The organism is Kineococcus deserti (assembly GCF_050871945.1).
Lineage (GTDB): Bacteria > Actinomycetota > Actinomycetes > Actinomycetales > Kineococcaceae > Kineococcus.
Window position 1 is genome coordinate 31,744 of the sequence record NZ_JBJLSI010000029.1, and the last position, 15,702, is coordinate 47,445.

Consider the following 15,702-nt stretch of genomic DNA (forward strand, 5'->3'; position numbering starts at 1 on the left):
CGCCGACTGGTGAGAAGTGACCCCTCCAGCGTCGGTCGGGTTCGAGCACGGGTCGCACATGAGGGTTCGCGGATGGCTCGATGAGAGCGCGAACGGCAACTGGAATCCGAGGGCGAGTGCCGGCCGCTGATCGGCGCGGGCATCGGCACCCCGGTCACCTGGCGGCTCCCCCTCAGGGCTCCGCCTCGCGACGGCCCAGCGAAACTCGTCCGCCTCGGCGCCCGCAGTCCTCGTCGCTGTGCGGCTGGGCCTGTACCGCAGGCCACGCCTGGGGCACGTGAGCGGATTCCGCCCAACAGGTGCGAACGTCGGTGTTCTCCTCCGATCGGCGCGCGCAGCAAACCCTCCCCGCTGGTGCCCCTTCCACTCGAGAAGAGCCGGTCAGGACACGAAGACGGCACCCTCACCCGACCCCGCCCCGCTCCGCCCCGGTCGTCGACACGTGAGCCCTCCGCATCGGCCGCTGTCACCGACGGGCGCGCGCGGCGGCCACCTGCGGCAGCGGCCCACCGGCGCCGTCGGGGACGACAGCCCCCGCCACGACGACAAGGGCCGCGAGCCCGACCGTCCGGGGGTTCGACGGCTCAGTACCGCCTCCTCCCTCAGCACCTCACGCGACGTCGCTCACGAACCGGCGACGGCCACAGCCCGGCTACCTGCCCGCGATCACGTCGATCTCGACGAGCGCGCCGACCGCCAAGCCCGTCACCCCGACGGTCGTACGGGCCGGCAACGGACCCTCGAACCAGCTCCGGTAGCGCTCGTTGAACTGCTCGAAGTGCTCATCGAAGTACCGCAGGTAGACGCGGACCTGCAGAGCGTCGTCGAAGGTGAGCCCGCACTGCGCCAGAACGGCGACGAGGTTGGCCCGCACCTGCTCGGCCTGCTCGGCGATCCCGCCGTCGACCAGGCGGCCGGTGGCGGGATCGGTGGGCATCTGCCCGGTGACGAACACCAGATCCCCCAGGCGAGTGGCGTGCGCGAACGGGCCGACCTGGGGCGGAACGCCGTCGGCGGGATCGAAGACGAAGGTCTCCTTGCGGCTAGTCATGATCACGAGGGTGCCAGCCACTACCCGCGCAGCCGGAGTCCGCCACGCGGGCACAACGTCACCAGCGCCGCGGCACGGCCGAGGAACCGCGAACGCCCACAGCAGGTCGGCAGCTCCGCCCACTGGGACCCAACGGTGGAGTGCACCAGTGGGTGAACGCCAGGGTGAGGCACCACGTCGTGGTCCTGGCGCCGGCCCGGACGTCCGCGAGGCCCTCACCTGTCGCTGTCGTGTCGTCCGCGCCGCTGCGACGGGAGGCGTACCGGGAAGGCGCAGGACTGGGCGCGAGCCGTGCCAGGGAGTACGACAGAGGCATGCAGCAACGGCAAGAACCACAGTCACCGCGCACCGAGAACGAGTGGCAGCACCTGCTGGAAGACCGCTGGAAGCGGTACACCACCCGCTGGCAGGCGCTGGAGGAGCACTGGCAGGAGCTGGCCGGTCAGCCCGACCTGACGCAGGCACGGGTACGCACCCTGGCCGGCTTCGACCAGCTGGCCGAGGACCGTGACGACTCGGCCACCGACCGCGACACCGTCGCCGACGAACGTGACGACCGCGCCACCGAGCGCAACTCCGCAGCCTTGGACCGCGACCTCGCCGCCTTCGAACGTGACGCCGCCGCCGACGAGCGCGACGCGGCCGGTGAGCAGGCGGACACCGGCCGCCGTGCGCGCGGGGAGGACACCACCGTCTCGCAGGCTGACCGGGAGCAGGCCCGCTCCGACCGGCGCGCGGCCGCCCAGGACCGGCGCGCGGCCTTCGCCGACCGCGAGGCCGCCGACCGGGACCGCCGCCACGCCGGCGGTGACCGGGACTACTCCGCCGACGAGCGCTTCTACTCCCGGGACGACCGCCAGCGCTCAACGCGGCTGCGCGAGCAGCAGGAGGCCCAGCAGGCGGCAAGCCGAGAGCAGGAGCGGGAGCGGCAACAGATGGCCACCGCCGCCATCGCAGCGTGCGAGCAGCTGGCCTTGACGCTGGAGCACTGCAGCACGCTGTACGAGCAGCTGGCGGTGCGCGAGGACGACGAGCAGGACGCGGCACAGTTGCGGGTCATGGCCGAACGCCAGCGAGCCCGAGCCGACCAGGTCTCAGCCCGGGCGCACCACCTGGCATCGCTCCTGAGCACCGGCTCCTGACCTCGACCGCGGCGCGATCCGGTCTCCCGGACGGATCGATCATGACCACGGTGCCCGGAGAAGCGGGTCAAGCTCCCGCGGTGCTGGCGCCGACCACGCTCAACGGTTCGCGGTCCACTCCTGCGCCAGCAGGGCGTAGCCGACCTCGTCGACCCAGCCCAGGTCGCGGTGCAGGGAGTCAGCGACCGCGTACAGCTCGCGGCGCATGCCCACGCGCTCGGCCAACCGGCACGAGGCCTCGTTGGCGGCGAAGGCGTTGGCCGTCACCCGCCGCAGCCGCAGGTCCTCGAAACACACTCGCAGCACCTCGCGCACCGCTTCGCTGGCGTAGCCGTGCCCACCGACGGCCGGATCCAGCGCCCAGCCCAGCTCGGCCTGCACCCCACGCGCCCGGTCACGCACCTCGCGCTGGGCCCAGCCGTCCTCCACCTTGACCATCACGTCACCCACCACGCGGCCCTCGAGTTCGACGACGAGGAGATCGCGCAGCCGCGCGCTGAAGATGCCTCGCCAGTCCGCTCGGTCAGCAGGGCGCCACGAGCCCCACCGACTGACCTCCTCCAGACGTCGGTAGGCCCACATCGCCTCCTCGTCAGCGGGCCTGACACGCCGGATGCTCAAGCGGGCGGTACGCACCGGCCACGACAGCGCGTCCAACGGTGCGGGCATCTCCTGGTCGGTTCCGGTCACCGGTCGAGGGTGTCAGCTCGACCGCGGAACTGTTCGAACTCCGGGCGCTGTGGTGGTCACTGCGGCAGCGGCGGGACGAGGTTCACCGCGTCACTGTCGTAGGTCACGCCCTGACCGTCGCGCACCTCCCAGGCCTCCACACCCGGCGCGGCCAGCACAGCGTCGATGCACGCCCGGCTACCGCCGACGTAGGTGCTCATCAGGTCCACGTCGGTGGCCACACACCACACCCGGTCCGCCGGCCACCACAGGCTCGGACTCTGCTCCACCGGTTCCGTCTCCATCGACACCCGCCCCGCCTGCGCCAGTGGCCCGGTCAGCAGCACCATCTGCCGCTGCGGCATCGGCACCGTCCGCGAGACCGGCGCCAGCACCGAGGACCCGTAGCCCTCCCACACCGCGTAGAAGCACTCCTGCGGCGTCGTGGTGAACCGCCTCAGCACCTGCACGAGCGCCTCGCCCTGCGCCGCGGGCAGGCTGCCCTCGTCCGGTTCGGCGTCCCACACCCCCGGCTGGGTGTCGCCGTGGTGGTACTTCCAGGAACCGGTGATGGCCACCCACTCCATCCCGGCGTGCGCCAGCCGGCCGTTGGCCGCAGCGACCTGCGCCCAGCTGACCTCGACGTCCCCTCCGGACGCGTCCTGGCGGGCGGCGGGGTGGAAGACGCGCGCGTAGGCCTCGAACACCGGCGGCACCAGCGAGCCGACCGTGTGGTCGACGTTGCGCACCGCGGCCACGACCCAGTCCGCTGCGCTGACGTCGTCGGGCAACTGCCGCAGGTCGCCCAGCCCTTCACGCCTCATCCACCCACTGTGGCGTCCGCAGGCCCGCACCGCCAGGGACCCGACGATCTCCCGGTCATCCGGATCACCGGACTCACCTCCCTTTCCGCAAGAGGCAGGTGGAGCAGGCCGAAGACGCCCGGCACGTCACCTCCTCAGCCCCTCCTGACGGCGCGCCCACCGCATCCCGAGGACGTCGCTGATCACAGGAGGTGTCAAGACCTGGGTTGCGCGACAACTCACGCGCACTCCCACCCGCCGGTCAGGTGCCGGGCGGTGCGTCCTCGGTGGTCGTCGCCGCCCACGAGGCCAACAGCTGCAACTTCTCGGCACTGTCGCCACCCGCATCCGGGTAGTACAGGACGAGGAGGAGCCCTTCGACGGGGAACTTGTCGCGGTGCAGCTTCAGTTCACCGACGACGGGATGGTCGACCAGGGTCGTCCCGCCCCGCAACCGGCGCACGTCGTGACGGTCCCACAGGGCCCGGAAACGTCCGCTGGCCAGCGACAGCTCCCCGACCAGTTCCGCGACGCGGGAATCGTGGGCGACGCCGTGGGGATCGCCACCGTCCCCGTCGGCGAGGCCGGTGGCGGGGATCGCGATCGACTGGCGGAAGGCTCCGACGAACTCCGCGGTCGCCGCCTCCCAGTCCCGGTGGAAGTCACGCTCGGCGGGGTCGAGGAAGAGGGACCGCAACCGGTTCCCACCCGGCGCCAACCGCGGTGAGAGCGCGAGGGCCAGCGGGTTGGAGGCCAGCACGTCGAAGGCCCGGCTCTCGACGAAAGCGGGAACTCCCACCGCCGCCAGCAGGTCGTGCAGCCGGGCCGGAACGCGTTCGGCGCGCCGATGCCGGGCGGCGGTACGCGCACGGGAGGCGGGTCGCGCCAGGTCGTGCAGGTACTGCGTCTCGACGTCGTCCAGGTGCAGGACCCGCGCCAGCGCCTGCAGCACCTGCGCGGAGGGGTTGCGGTCACGACCACGTTCGAGCCGCAGGTAGTAGTCCGCGCTCACCCCGGCCAGCAGCGCGACCTCCTCCCGGCGCAGACCCGGCACCCGGCGCCGGGACCCGGCGGGCAGACCCGACTGCTCGGGGGTGACCAGGGCCCGGCGGGCGCGCAGGTACTGGCCCAGCTGGTTCGTCGGTTCCGTTCCCACCCGACCACGCTAACCACGCCTCAACCCGCCACGCTGCGCACCGGTGCCGCAGAGGGGGTCCTGCCACTCCCCGGATCCGCGGAACCTCCCCGTCGCCGCTCCCCGCGGTCGAACCTGGCCAGGCACCACCGGACACACCAGGGAAGAGACAGCCATGGACATCAGCGGGCGCACCGTCCTCATCGTCGGCGGCACCTCCGGCATCGGCCGCGGGCTGGCCCAGCGCTTCAGCGCCGCCGGCAGCACCGTCGTCGTCGCCGGCCGCGACACCGGCAAGGTCGCCGACCTCGTCAGCGCCGGGACCGTCGAAGCGGTGCGGATCGACGTCACCGACCCCGCCAACCTCACGCACGCCCGCGACGAAGTCCTCGCGACGCACCCCGACCTCGACGTGGTGGTGACCATGTCGGGAGTCATGCTCTCCGAGGACCTGCGCGACCCCGCCCACTTCGACGCCGCGCAGACCACCATCGCGGTGAACCTGCTGGGGACCATCCGCGTCCTGGACGCCTTCACCCCCCACCTGCTCACCCGCGGGCGCGGTGACGTCATCACCGTCACCTCCGGCATCGCCTTCCTGCCCTTCCCCCTCATGCCCAGCTACGGCGCGGCCAAGGCCGGGGTGCACGCCTACACCGAGGCGCTGCGCGCACAGCTGGCCGGCACCGGCGTGACGGTCACCGAACTCGTCCCGCCCGCGGTCGCCACCGCCGGGCAGGAGAAGGTCAACCCCGCCGCCCTGCCGCTGGAGGGTTACCTCGACGAGGTCCTCGACCTCCTCACCACCGACCCCACCCCGAACGAGGTGGTGGTCCAGGCCGCCCGGCGACTGCGGTGGGCCGAACGCGACGGCACCTACGCCGACCTCCTGCAGCAACGTTCCCAGGCGCTGAGCACCCTGCCCGGCCGCTGAACACCACGACATCGAGCCCACCGCGGCGATCGGCTGGTCCACGACGCCCGGGTCGCCCACCGGAGCGCACCCCGACCAGACGGTCGACGACCGCAGGTCGTGAACGCGCCTGACGGCAACTGCTGCCGGCGAACCGGGTGGTGCAGGGCGCTCCCGGGGCGCTGAACAGGTGCGGGCCCCAGCCGGGCGGCGGTGAGGAGGAAACTCCCACGCCTGCGCCCACCCGAGCCGGACGGGTTCACGGGCCAGTTCCCGGCGGGCGTCCGGACCATGGGCCCCGATCAGGAGCGAGGTCGGACCAGGGCGGAGTCGGACCAGGAGCGGAGTCAGCCGAGCGTCTGCGCCCCCAGGACGGACAGCAGCTGCAACTTCTCGTAGCTCTCGCTGCCTGGCACCGCGGTGTAGACGAGCAGCAAGTGCGACTGCTGCGGATCCAGCAACGTCTGGCAGTGCAGCTCCAGCGCACCGACCTGCGGGTGCACGAAGTGCTTGACGTCCTGCGGGCGCAGACCGACCTCGTGTGCGTCCCAGAGGCGCCGCAGCTCCTCACTGCGCTCCAGGGCCAGATCGGCCAGGTGCGCCGCCCGGGACTGCGGGCCGCGCACCGTGACGACCTGGCGCAGGTGCGAGGCGTACAACCGGGACAGGAACGCGTGGTCCTGGCTCCGGTACAACGCCCGGCTGCCGGGATCGGTGAACCACCGGTACCCCGAGCTGCGCGCCGGGCCGGTGTAGCCGCTGGCGTCTCCGGTGAGCGCGACACCCAGCGGGGTCTGGCGCAGCGTCTCGCCCAGTTCGGTGACGACCTCGGCCGGGGTGTCCACCAGGCGGTCCAGGATCCGCAGCAGGCCCGGGCTGACGTGGTCGCTGAGCACACCGCGCGTAGGCGGGTGGTGCCCGGCGAGACGGAACAGGTGGTCGCGCTCGTCCAGGCTCAGGTGCAGGCCCTGGGCGATGGAGGCGATCATCTGCTCCGAAGGCTGCGGGCCGCGCTCCCGTTCCAGCCGGGCGTAGTAGTCGGTGGACATGTGGCACAACGCCGCCACCTCCTCGCGGCGCAGCCCGGCGGTCCTCCGCCGCGGTCCTCGCGGCAGGCCGACGTCCCCCGGTTGCAGCACCTCGCGCCGGCGCCGCAGGAACGCCGCCAGCCCCGGTCGGTCGATCACGGCCCACTCCCCTTCGTCCGGTGGTTCTGTTCCTATCGTGCCTGCCCCGCCAGGAACCACGGCCTGTCGATCCCCCCTTCGCGCCCGGCATCGTCCCCGGGATCCGTCCCCGTGAACTCGATCGGGACGCGGAACCGAACAGCCGTCACGACCGGGTCCTCCTCAGGGACGGATCGGCAGGTCCTGGATGGGGCCGACGGGTGCCCCGAGGCTGATCGCACCCCATCGACCGAGGAGGAACGATGACTGACCGACCGGCCGCCGACACACCGCCGCAGGAACCGGCCGAACCGCGCAGTGCGCCGATCGGCGTCAGCGCCAGGACCCGCAGGGCCCTGGGGTTGCCCGAGCCGGAGCAGCGGTCCGCAGCGCGATCCGCAGCGCACCGGATGCTCGAACGCGTCGGCGGGCCGGTCGGCCTGGCCGCGACCGCAGCGCCGGCCACCGCCTTCGTGGTCGCCGATGCCGCCGCCGGGCTCGGGACGGCCTTCGTGGCCCTGGGTGTCACCGCGGGCCTCGCCTGCGTCGTGCGACTGGCCCGCCGCGAATCCCCCGGGGCCGCCCTCGCCGGCCTGCTGGTCGCCGGGATCTGCGCGGCGGTGGCGGCCGTGGCCGGCGAGGCCCGCGCGTTCTTCCTGCCCACCACGGTCCTGCCCGTCGTCTTCGTCCTGGCCCACACCGTCTCGCTGGCTGCGGGACGGCCCTTGATGGGTCTGGTGGTCAACCGGCTCGCCGGCGGTCCTCGGAACTGGTGGCAGCACCGCCCTCTGCGCCGCCTGTACCTCCTCAGTTCGGTGATCGGCCTGGCCATGGCCGTGGCGAACCTGCTCGGCCGGGTCGGGTTCTACCTCGCCGACCAGCCCGCCGCCCTGGCCGCGATCCAGGTCCTGTCGACCTCCGCGTTCGCCGCCCACTTCGCGGTCACCCTCGTCGTCGCCCGCCGGGTGACCTCCACGACCCGGACCCCGGTCCCGTTCCCCAGCCCGACCGCCGTCCAGCACTGATCCCCTCGACACGACCGACACGACCAGGAGCGCACACCATGCCCCGAACCCACCACCTGCCCCTGCCCGACCTGTCCGGCAAGCGCGCCGTCGTCACCGGCGCCAGCGACGGCATCGGCCTGGGCATCGCCAGCCGGCTCGCCGGGGCCGGCGCCGAAGTCCTCCTCCCCGTCCGCAACCGGTCCAAGGGCCAGGCGGCGCTGGCCCGCATCCGCAGCGACCACCCCACCGCCGACGTCTCGTTGCGCGACCTGGACCTGTCGTCCCTGCAGTCGGTGGCCACCCTCGGGCGGCAGTTGCGCGGTGAGGGTGCCCCGATCCACCTGCTGGTGAACAACGCCGGCGTCATGACCCCGCCGGAACGCCGGCTCACCGTCGACGGGTTCGAGCTGCAGTTGGGCACCAACCACCTCGGCCACGTCGCCCTGGTCGCGCACCTGCTGCCGCTGCTGTCCGCGGGGCGGGCCCGGGTCACCTCCCAGATCAGCGTGGCCGCCCGCAGCGGATCGATGAACTGGGGCGATGTGAACTGGGAGTCCTCCTACGACGGCATGCGCGCCTACAGCCAGTCCAAGATCGCCTTGGGCTTGTTCGCCCTGGAACTGGACCGCCGCAGCCGGGCCGGTGGCTGGGGCATCACCAGCAACCTGTCCCACCCCGGCGTCGCCCCCACCAGTCTGCTGGGCGCGCGCCCTGAACTGGGACGGGACCGCGACACCCCGCAGATCGCCGTGATCCGCCGCCTCTCGCGCGCCGGAGTCCTGGTGGGAACCGTCGACAGCGCCCAGCTCCCCGCGCTGCTGGCCGCCACCTCAGCGCACGCCCACGGCAGGCGGCTGTACGGCCCCAAGGGACCGGGCCACCTCGGCGGCGGCCCCGCCGAGCACGCCTTGTTCCGACCGCTGCGCGAGGCCGGCGAGGCCGAACGCGTCTGGCGGGTGTCCCAGGAACTGACCGGAGTTCCGTTCGCCGCCGCGGCGGCCTGACCCCGCCGGTCGCGGACGGCCTCCCCGACGACGGACTGACGCTCCGGACCCGCGGGGGTCGCTGCGGGACAGGAGGATCCCGAGGCGGTCAGCACTGCCCAGGTAGTTGCTGCCGCCGGTTCCTCCGCTCGGCTGTGCGCGTCGAGCAGGTCACGGTCGAGGGGGCCGTCCGACCCGTCCCCGGTGCTGGGCGGACCCGGCGTCCCCGACTCCGCCGGTGGCGTCGCCGAGCGCGACGCTGTCCTGGTCGCCGCCGTCCGCGACCGCCACACCGGGCGACAGTGAGTTCAGCGAGTTCCCTGTCCGCGGCCCGGATCAGCTCGTCGGGTTCGACCGGCCACGTCCCGCGGACGCACCGTCGCCACCAGCGCTCCGGCTCGTGCTGCGGACAGGAACGTCTTCGCCCCGCCCGGCACCAACTCCGGTAGCAGCTGGTGAACCCGGTTCACCGTCTCGGTCCGCCGGACCCCGAGCTCGTCGCGACGGTCGGCCAGCAGGCGCAGCGTGACGACGGCGGTGGAGTGCGCCTCGGCGGCGCCGGTCTCGCGGCCCTGGCCGTGGAGCCAGGAAGTGGAGGAGAACACCCGCGCCCGGGCCGACAGTTCCGCCGGGACGTCCACGACCTCTTCGCCGTCGACGATCAGGGGCTGGGTCAGGTGCTTGCCGAGGTCGTTCGCGCCCTCGACGGCACCCGTGGGACCTGCTCGGTGCGATCGAGGACCTCGATCGTCGCGGACCGCTCGTGCGGACCCACCCGATGACCACCGGACGCACGACGGCCGCCGGGCTGTTCAGCCCGGCGGCCGTGGACGTCTGGTGGTCGACCCGGCAGTCGCCTCTCGGCGAGAGGCCGCTCGAGGCGGCTGAAGGTGAGGCCCGGGGACGTGCAGCGGATCGACCACCCTCTACAAGCCGAGGACGGGCAGCAGCATTCCCGGCGTCACCGCTTGGTCTGCGGCCCACGGTGAGGGGTGGACGACGTCCTGCCTCTCCTGGTGCTGGCTGCGTGCCTGACTGCGGTCGCGCTGCTCCTCACGTGGCTGGCGTCTCCGCCGGGGCGGCTGGCCGAACATCCGCTGACGGCGCGCCGAGCGTGGGAGGGGTCAGCAGGTGCCCCCGATCTCCGCCTGCTCGACCAGCTCGTCTCGACGATCCTCGCCGTGACCGAGCACCTCGGGCGGCACCACGACGAGGGACCGCGGCACCTCGCACGGACCGACGTGATCCAGCTGAGGAACGGCTGGGGAGGTCACCCAGGCGAGGCCGGCGCCTGCCCCTCCTCCGCCGGAGCCGCCAGGTTGTCGCTCACGATCACCCATTCCTCCTCCACTGCGGCGTCGGCCACGTCGAACCCCTCCGGGACCAGGAGCCCCGTGGCCGACACGTCCAGGGAGGTGGTGCTCACCCAGACGCCGGACTGCCTGAACACCTCAGCGTCCGCGCAGGAGATCCCCACGGTCCCGGTCCCGCGCAGTGACTGGACCAGGCAGATCTCCTCGCCGTCGAGCCCCACCCAGTACTCAGCCACCTGCGTGCCTCCCAGGTACCTGGTCGACTCGGCATCGACGACGTCGATCCTCGCGCTGCCCTCGGGGGTCGGCAGCCGGTCCTGCTCGGCCTGCGGCTGCGCGAGGGCGGGCACCATCTCCTCGAACGGCGGGGCACCGCACCCACCGACCGTGAGAACCGCAGCAAGAGCCACCGGTCTCCAGCGTCGTCGGCTCACGCTCACGCTCCCCCTCGATCGGGTCCAGCCGCCGACGTCATCCGATGGCCAGAAGACGCACCGGGCAGCAGGATCGACGTCACGGTCGTCCCGCAGTTCGCGCTCGTCGGTGTGCACCGGCGCGCCGCCGCCTCGAAGGACGCGCGACCGCCGGCACGAGAACCCCCGCAGGACTTCGCCTGAACGTCCCGTGCAGTCGGGCGCACAGCCTCACCGTCACCGCCACCAGTCGTCGCGCGCCGACGCCGGGAGCCGGCGCTTGTGCTCGCTGGCCCGGTACCGGCCCTCGACGGCCTCGGCGACCTCCTCGCTCACGCTGCCGCCTTCGAGGTAGTCGTCGATGTCGACGTAGCGCAGGCCGAGGTTGTCCTCGTCGGTCTGGCCGGGCTGGTCGTCGAGCAGGTCGGCGGTGGGCGCCTTCTCGTACAGCCGGGCCGGCGCCCCCAGGTGCTCCAGGAGCGCCCGGCCCTGCCGCTTGCTCAACCCGGCCAGCGGAACGACGTCCGCGCCGCCGTCACCGTACTTGGTGAAGAACCCGGTCACCGCCTCGGCGGCGTGGTCGGTGCCGACCACCAGGAGGTTCTGCTCACCGGCCACGGCGTACTGCGCCACCATCCGCAGCCGCGCCTTGACGTTGCCCTTGACGAAGTCGCTCAACGGCTGGCCGGTAGCGGACTGCACGTCGCGGACCACACCGTCGACGCCGTGCTCGATGTTGACGGTGAGCCCCTCGTCGGCGGCGATGAAGCGCAGCGCGAGCTGGGCATCCTCCTCATCGGCCTGGCTGCGGTACGGCATCCGCACCGTGACGAACCGGGCGAGGGCGCCGTCGGCGCGCACCGCCTCGACCGCGAGCTGGCACAACCGCCCGGCCAGGGTCGAATCCTGCCCCCCGCTGACGGCGAGCAGGTAGCCGGCGGCACCGGACCGCCGCAGGTAGTCGCGCAGGAACGTCACGCGCCGCGCGACCTCGGCGGCGGGGTCGATGACGGGGACGACGCCGAGTTCGTCGGCGATGACTCGCTGTTGTGGACGCACGACGTGAGTATCCCCGCCCTCACGCCCTGCACGTCGCTGCCGCGCCAGCGGTGCGACCTCGGCCCGGTCGCCTGTCGTCATCGCGCAACGCTCCCCGCCCGTACTCCCCGACCACCACCGACGACCGCGCGGGAACTCCTGTGGTCACGCCGCAGCCGCGCGGGACTCACGGTGGAACCCAGGTCGAGTTCTGGATCGACGCACTCGACACCGTCGAGCTCATGCCCGCGGGCCGGCCCGGGTCGATGCCCACCCCACGCGGCTGCGCCCACCGGGGAAACCCGGTCACCCGGCAGCCGCGTCTCCCACCGGGTCATCGGCTCGTCGTGGCGCAGCGCTTCACGGTCGTCCACCCCGGCCCGACGGACGGCCGCAGGGGACGAGGCCGGCGCGGCACCTCACGACCGACGGCCGCACGACCGGAGCGGTCGTTCATCCCGCCGTCCGCGCTGCCCACCGGTCAGGGGACGATGCCCTCGTGGACGAGGAACCGCTGGCTCACACGTTCCAGGTGGGCACCGTGCGACACGCCTGGGAGCACCTGGCCGGGTCGTCCGCGAAGTTCTCCGGCACCTCCCCTCCCCGGGTCGTCGTGACCTCCACCTCCCACCTGTGCCCACCCGGGTGGTGCGGCCTGGTCACCATCGCCGGCGCAAGCACCGCCACCGCACCGGACACCACCCACGCCGACGTCCTGCAACGCGGGCTGGAGGACGTGCTGGCCGGCGCTTCCACCGGCCTCACCGCCCAGTCGTCCTCGGTGCTGGCGCGCAGACTCCCCGTCAGCGACGTTCTCGGGCCCACCGACCTGGCCTACCTCCTCACCGCCCCCACCAGCGGCACCTCCCACAGCAGCGCAGTCCAGACCGTCGGCGCGCACGCCCTCGACGTCACCGACCCGCTCGTCCAGGAACTGATCGCCGCCTGCTCCGTCGACGACGCCGCCGAGGCCGCGATCGACACCCTCACCTCACCCGCCTTCGTCGTCCTTCGCGACGGTGCAGCCCTGGCCGTGGCCGGCTACGAACGGTGGCCGGGCTCGATCGCTCACCTGTGCGTCCTGACCCACCCTGCCGCACGCGGCGCCGGCCTGGCCCGCGCAGCAGCCGCCGCGGCCGGCGACCACGCTGTGGGTGCCGGCCTGCTGCCGCAGTGGCGAGCCCGCCCGGTCGCCTCGCAACGGGTCGGCCGCGCCCTGGGCTACCGCTCACTCGGACACCAGGTGAGCCTGCGGCTGGCGCCGTAGGAGAGCTCAGGAACCATCCGTCATGCCGCCGGCCGGCACGTCCCCGCCGTCCTCACCCACCGGGGAGGCAGGCCGCCCGGCTCGATGAACACGATGCTGGAGCTCCCCGGCCTCCGCCAGATCGCGGCCACAGCGGTGCCGCTCGTGCGGGGCGACCCGACGTCGTGAGCCGGTCCTGGCGCGCCGCGGGCGGTCAGGAGCTCAGCCACTGCCCGCCAGCCGCCAACCACCTCAGCAGGCCGGCGGTGGAGGTACCCGACTCGGCCGCCCGCCGTGCTGCGGCCGGATCCGGCGCGGCGGGTCGCCGAAGGTCCACCCCAGCGGGCGACCTCGCGGTGGAATGCGCGTGAAGTCCGCCTGCCGGCCGTGGTCAACCCCCCGCTCACGCCGTCGTCGCGCTCCGAGCGCCGAGGTGGTCACGCAGTCCGTCCAGCAGCCGGTCGACGTCCTGGGCCGGGCGCACCACCAGGCGCAGGAAGTCGCTGGTCAGACCCAGCTTGTTCCCGCAGTCACGCACGTAGACGCCGTGCTGTTGGACCAGGTGGTCGCGCAGGGCGCGCCCGTCGCAGCCCGGCGGGACCTTCACGAGCACGAAGTTGGCCGTGGTCGGGAAGACGGTCAGCCCGGGCACCTGCTGCAGACGCTGGACCATGTCGTCGCGGTCGGCCGCGGTACGGCGCAGGCTGGCCCGGTACTCGCCCAGGTGGTCCGACAGCAGTCCCACCACCGCTTCGGCCAGGGAGTTCAGGTTCCACTTCGGCAGGGCCCGGGAGACGCGCTCGGTCAGGGCGGGGTTGGCGACCATGTAGCCGAACCGGACGCCGTGCAGACCGAAGTTCTTGCCCAGGCTGCGCAGCACGATGACGTTGGGTCGCAGGGCCGCCTCTCGCACCACCGAGCACTCCGGTTCGGCGTCCACGAAGTCGAGGAACGACTCGTCGACGACCACGAGGTCCAGGTCGGCGAACTCGTCGAGCATCCGGACGATCCGCTCCCGGTGCACGTACCCGCCGTCGGGGTTGTTGGGCTGGCACACGACCGCGACGCGCGAACCGCGCTCGCGGACGAAGGCGACGTAGGCGTCGACGTCGAGGGTGAAACCGGTCTCCTCCCGCAAGGGGAACATGTCGACCCGTTTGCCGGTCTCCAGGGGCTGATCGGTCCACCGTCCGAAGGTCGGGACGGGCACCGCGAGGCTCTCCTCGACCAGGAGGTGGTCGATCCAGGTGATGAGTTCGGTCGAACCGTTGGCCATCGCCACGGTCTGCGGGTTCAGCCCGAGCAGCCGGGCCAGTTCGCGTGAGGTGCCGCTGCTGTCGTCGGGGTAGTACTTCAACAACGTCGGCAGGTCGGCGCGCAGCCGTTCGAACACCTCCGGGGTGGGGAAGTAGCTGTTGGTGGGGATGCAGAAGTCGACGACGGGGCGTTGCCGGCCGAACCGGCGGGAGACGTCGAAGAACGAGGCGCTGTGCGCGTGGACGTCCAGTCCAGTGCCGCTCGTGCCGTCTGCGCCCGTGGTCGCGGCGGAGTTCACGGCGGTGGTCGTGGTGGGGGTCATGCGTTCCTCCGGGTCGTCGTCGGGTAGCGGTTCAGGCGGCCAGTCGAGCACCGTCGGCCGTGTCGGTTCCGGTGCGGGTCGGTGTGCCGAGGTGCGTCACCAGGGCGGTGGCGACGGTCTCGGCGATGCGCTGCTGCGCCTCCTGGCTCGATCCACCGATGTGCGGGGTCAGCAGGACGTTGGGCAGCCCTTGCAGTTCGCTGACGAAGGCCTGGCCCGGGGCGGCGGGCTCGTCGGGGAAGACGTCGATGAAGGCGCCGGCCAGGTGCCCGCTGCGCAGGTGCCGTCGAAGGGCAGCGGTGTCGAGCACCGTTCCCCGGGACAGGTTGAGCAGGAGGCTGCCGGCGCGCATCGCCCGCAGTTGCCCGTCACCGATGAGGTGCCGGTTCTCCTTCCGGCCATCGACGTGCAGGCTGACGACGTCGCACTCACCCAGCAGGGTGTCGAGGTCCTGGCGGCGCCGGGCCCGACCCAGGGGTGCGCGGTCGAGCACGTCGTGGAAGACGACGTCCATGCCGATCGCCTCGGCGAGCACGGACAGCTGCGTACCGACCGTTCCGTAGCCCACGATGCCCAGCCGGCGTCCGCGGACCTCGTGGGCCCCGGCGGCCGTCTTGGTCCAGATCCCGGTGTGCGCCGCGGCGTTGTGCACGAGCAGGCATCGGCTCAAGGCGATGATGCCGCCCACCGCGACCTCGGCCACGCTGCGGGCGTTGTCGTGGGGTGCGTTGAGGACGGCGACTCCGCGCCGCGCGGCGGTGTCGCAGTCGATCTTCTCGGTACCGGTGCAGAACGCGCCGATGGCCCGCAGGTCGGGCGCCGCCTCCAGGACCCGGCGCCCGACCCGGGTGGCGGAGCGGACGCCGAGGACGTGGACACCCCGGACGGCCTCCACCAGGGAGTCCTCGTCCAAGGCCGTGGCGTGCACCTCCACGTCCAGTCCCTCGGCTCGCAGGATGGCCGCGGCGGACTCGTGGACGTCCTCCAGCAGCAGCGCGCGGGGTGCTGCACCCGGATCGGCGGTCTGGTCGGTGGGGCGGGTGTGCACGATGACCTCCAGGTCGGACTGGGCGTGACCGCTCGTGTGCGGTTCGTCCTGTCCGAGCCTGCTCACCGCCGCAGTGGAACGGCTGTGCGGCTCCTGGGTCGTGCAGCAGCGTGGTGTGCACATCCGGTGACCACGGTGGTGCTTCGCGGTTCCGGGTGGAGACGTCGTCGCGGTGTTCCGGTGATCGGCACACCCG

General features: G+C 72.7%; 15 protein-coding genes. 5 read left to right on the plus strand and 10 right to left on the minus strand.

Annotation, left to right across the window (positions count from 1 at the left end; all coding sequences use genetic code 11):
• Positions 1-652: 652 nt before the first annotated feature.
• Entirely contained in the window at positions 653-1,051 is a 399-nt protein-coding gene (locus ACRYR2_RS19110; protein ID WP_432564468.1) for a RidA family protein, read from the minus strand.
• Positions 1,052-1,365: 314 nt separating this feature from the next.
• Here ACRYR2_RS19110 and ACRYR2_RS19115 point away from each other — a divergent pair, with 314 nt between their 5' ends.
• Positions 1,366-2,193, plus strand: coding sequence for a hypothetical protein (locus ACRYR2_RS19115; protein WP_432564469.1), 828 nt, complete (start codon positions 1,366-1,368; stop codon positions 2,191-2,193).
• A gap of 99 nt (positions 2,194-2,292) precedes the next feature.
• Here the strand turns inward: ACRYR2_RS19115 and ACRYR2_RS19120 are convergent, their stop codons facing one another.
• The 3 genes from ACRYR2_RS19120 to ACRYR2_RS19130 form a co-directional block, all read right to left on the minus strand.
• Entirely contained in the window at positions 2,293-2,883 is a 591-nt protein-coding gene (locus ACRYR2_RS19120) for a GNAT family N-acetyltransferase (protein WP_432564470.1), read from the minus strand.
• A 56-nt stretch (positions 2,884-2,939) separates the two neighbouring features.
• Positions 2,940-3,686: a hypothetical protein gene (locus tag ACRYR2_RS19125; RefSeq protein WP_432564471.1), complete on the minus strand. Its 747-nt coding sequence runs from the start codon at positions 3,684-3,686 to the stop codon at positions 2,940-2,942.
• A 241-nt stretch (positions 3,687-3,927) separates the two neighbouring features.
• The gene (locus ACRYR2_RS19130) at positions 3,928-4,821 is read right to left on the minus strand and encodes a helix-turn-helix domain-containing protein (RefSeq protein WP_432564472.1); all 894 of its coding nucleotides are present in this window, start codon (positions 4,819-4,821) and stop codon (positions 3,928-3,930) included.
• A 154-nt stretch (positions 4,822-4,975) separates the two neighbouring features.
• Between ACRYR2_RS19130 and ACRYR2_RS19135 the strand changes: the two genes are divergently transcribed.
• Complete coding sequence (locus ACRYR2_RS19135) at positions 4,976-5,734, plus strand: SDR family oxidoreductase (protein ID WP_432564473.1); 759 nt, start codon at positions 4,976-4,978, stop codon at positions 5,732-5,734.
• A gap of 326 nt (positions 5,735-6,060) precedes the next feature.
• On the opposite strand, the gene ACRYR2_RS19140 is transcribed toward ACRYR2_RS19135, so the two are convergent.
• Positions 6,061-6,900 (minus strand): helix-turn-helix transcriptional regulator, encoded by an 840-nt coding sequence (locus ACRYR2_RS19140; protein WP_432564474.1) that lies wholly within the window; start codon positions 6,898-6,900, stop codon positions 6,061-6,063.
• A gap of 242 nt (positions 6,901-7,142) precedes the next feature.
• Between ACRYR2_RS19140 and ACRYR2_RS19145 the strand changes: the two genes are divergently transcribed.
• Entirely contained in the window at positions 7,143-7,904 is a 762-nt protein-coding gene (locus tag ACRYR2_RS19145; RefSeq protein ID WP_432564475.1) for a DUF3159 domain-containing protein, read from the plus strand.
• 38 nt (positions 7,905-7,942) lie between these two features.
• Entirely contained in the window at positions 7,943-8,890 is a 948-nt protein-coding gene (locus ACRYR2_RS19150) for an SDR family oxidoreductase (RefSeq protein WP_432564476.1), read from the plus strand.
• Positions 8,891-9,177: 287 nt separating this feature from the next.
• Here the strand turns inward: ACRYR2_RS19150 and ACRYR2_RS19155 are convergent, their stop codons facing one another.
• The 3 genes from ACRYR2_RS19155 to nadE form a co-directional block, all read right to left on the minus strand.
• Positions 9,178-9,510, minus strand: coding sequence for a hypothetical protein (locus ACRYR2_RS19155; RefSeq protein WP_432564477.1), 333 nt, complete (start codon positions 9,508-9,510; stop codon positions 9,178-9,180).
• Positions 9,511-10,139: 629 nt separating this feature from the next.
• Entirely contained in the window at positions 10,140-10,532 is a 393-nt protein-coding gene (locus tag ACRYR2_RS19160; protein ID WP_432564478.1) for a hypothetical protein, read from the minus strand.
• Positions 10,533-10,832: 300 nt separating this feature from the next.
• Entirely contained in the window at positions 10,833-11,654 is an 822-nt protein-coding gene (gene nadE / locus ACRYR2_RS19165; protein ID WP_432564479.1) for an ammonia-dependent NAD(+) synthetase, read from the minus strand.
• A gap of 478 nt (positions 11,655-12,132) precedes the next feature.
• Here nadE and ACRYR2_RS19170 point away from each other — a divergent pair, with 478 nt between their 5' ends.
• The gene (locus ACRYR2_RS19170; protein WP_432564480.1) at positions 12,133-12,900 is read left to right on the plus strand and encodes a GNAT family N-acetyltransferase; all 768 of its coding nucleotides are present in this window, start codon (positions 12,133-12,135) and stop codon (positions 12,898-12,900) included.
• Positions 12,901-13,282: 382 nt separating this feature from the next.
• Here the strand turns inward: ACRYR2_RS19170 and ACRYR2_RS19175 are convergent, their stop codons facing one another.
• Positions 13,283-14,458 carry a pyridoxal phosphate-dependent aminotransferase gene (locus tag ACRYR2_RS19175; protein ID WP_432564481.1) on the minus strand — a complete coding sequence of 392 codons (1,176 nt, stop codon included), beginning with the start codon at positions 14,456-14,458 and terminating at the stop codon, positions 13,283-13,285.
• 31 nt (positions 14,459-14,489) lie between these two features.
• Positions 14,490-15,572 carry a phosphoglycerate dehydrogenase gene (serA, locus tag ACRYR2_RS19180; RefSeq protein WP_432564482.1) on the minus strand — a complete coding sequence of 361 codons (1,083 nt, stop codon included), beginning with the start codon at positions 15,570-15,572 and terminating at the stop codon, positions 14,490-14,492.
• Positions 15,573-15,702: the final 130 nt, after the last annotated feature.

What these genes read in the sequence shown, in the direction of transcription:
- ACRYR2_RS19110 (WP_432564468.1), bottom strand. Translation starts at nt 1,051, where the DNA reads ATGACTAGCCGCAAGGAGACCTTCGTCTTCGATCCCGCCGACGGCGTT.
- ACRYR2_RS19115 (WP_432564469.1), top strand. Translation starts at nt 1,366, where the DNA reads ATGCAGCAACGGCAAGAACCACAGTCACCGCGCACCGAGAACGAGTGG.
- ACRYR2_RS19125 (WP_432564471.1), bottom strand. Translation starts at nt 3,686, where the DNA reads ATGAGGCGTGAAGGGCTGGGCGACCTGCGGCAGTTGCCCGACGACGTC.
- ACRYR2_RS19135 (WP_432564473.1), top strand. Translation starts at nt 4,976, where the DNA reads ATGGACATCAGCGGGCGCACCGTCCTCATCGTCGGCGGCACCTCCGGC.
- ACRYR2_RS19145 (WP_432564475.1), top strand. Translation starts at nt 7,143, where the DNA reads ATGACTGACCGACCGGCCGCCGACACACCGCCGCAGGAACCGGCCGAA.
- ACRYR2_RS19150 (WP_432564476.1), top strand. Translation starts at nt 7,943, where the DNA reads ATGCCCCGAACCCACCACCTGCCCCTGCCCGACCTGTCCGGCAAGCGC.
- ACRYR2_RS19175 (WP_432564481.1), bottom strand. Translation starts at nt 14,458, where the DNA reads ATGACCCCCACCACGACCACCGCCGTGAACTCCGCCGCGACCACGGGC.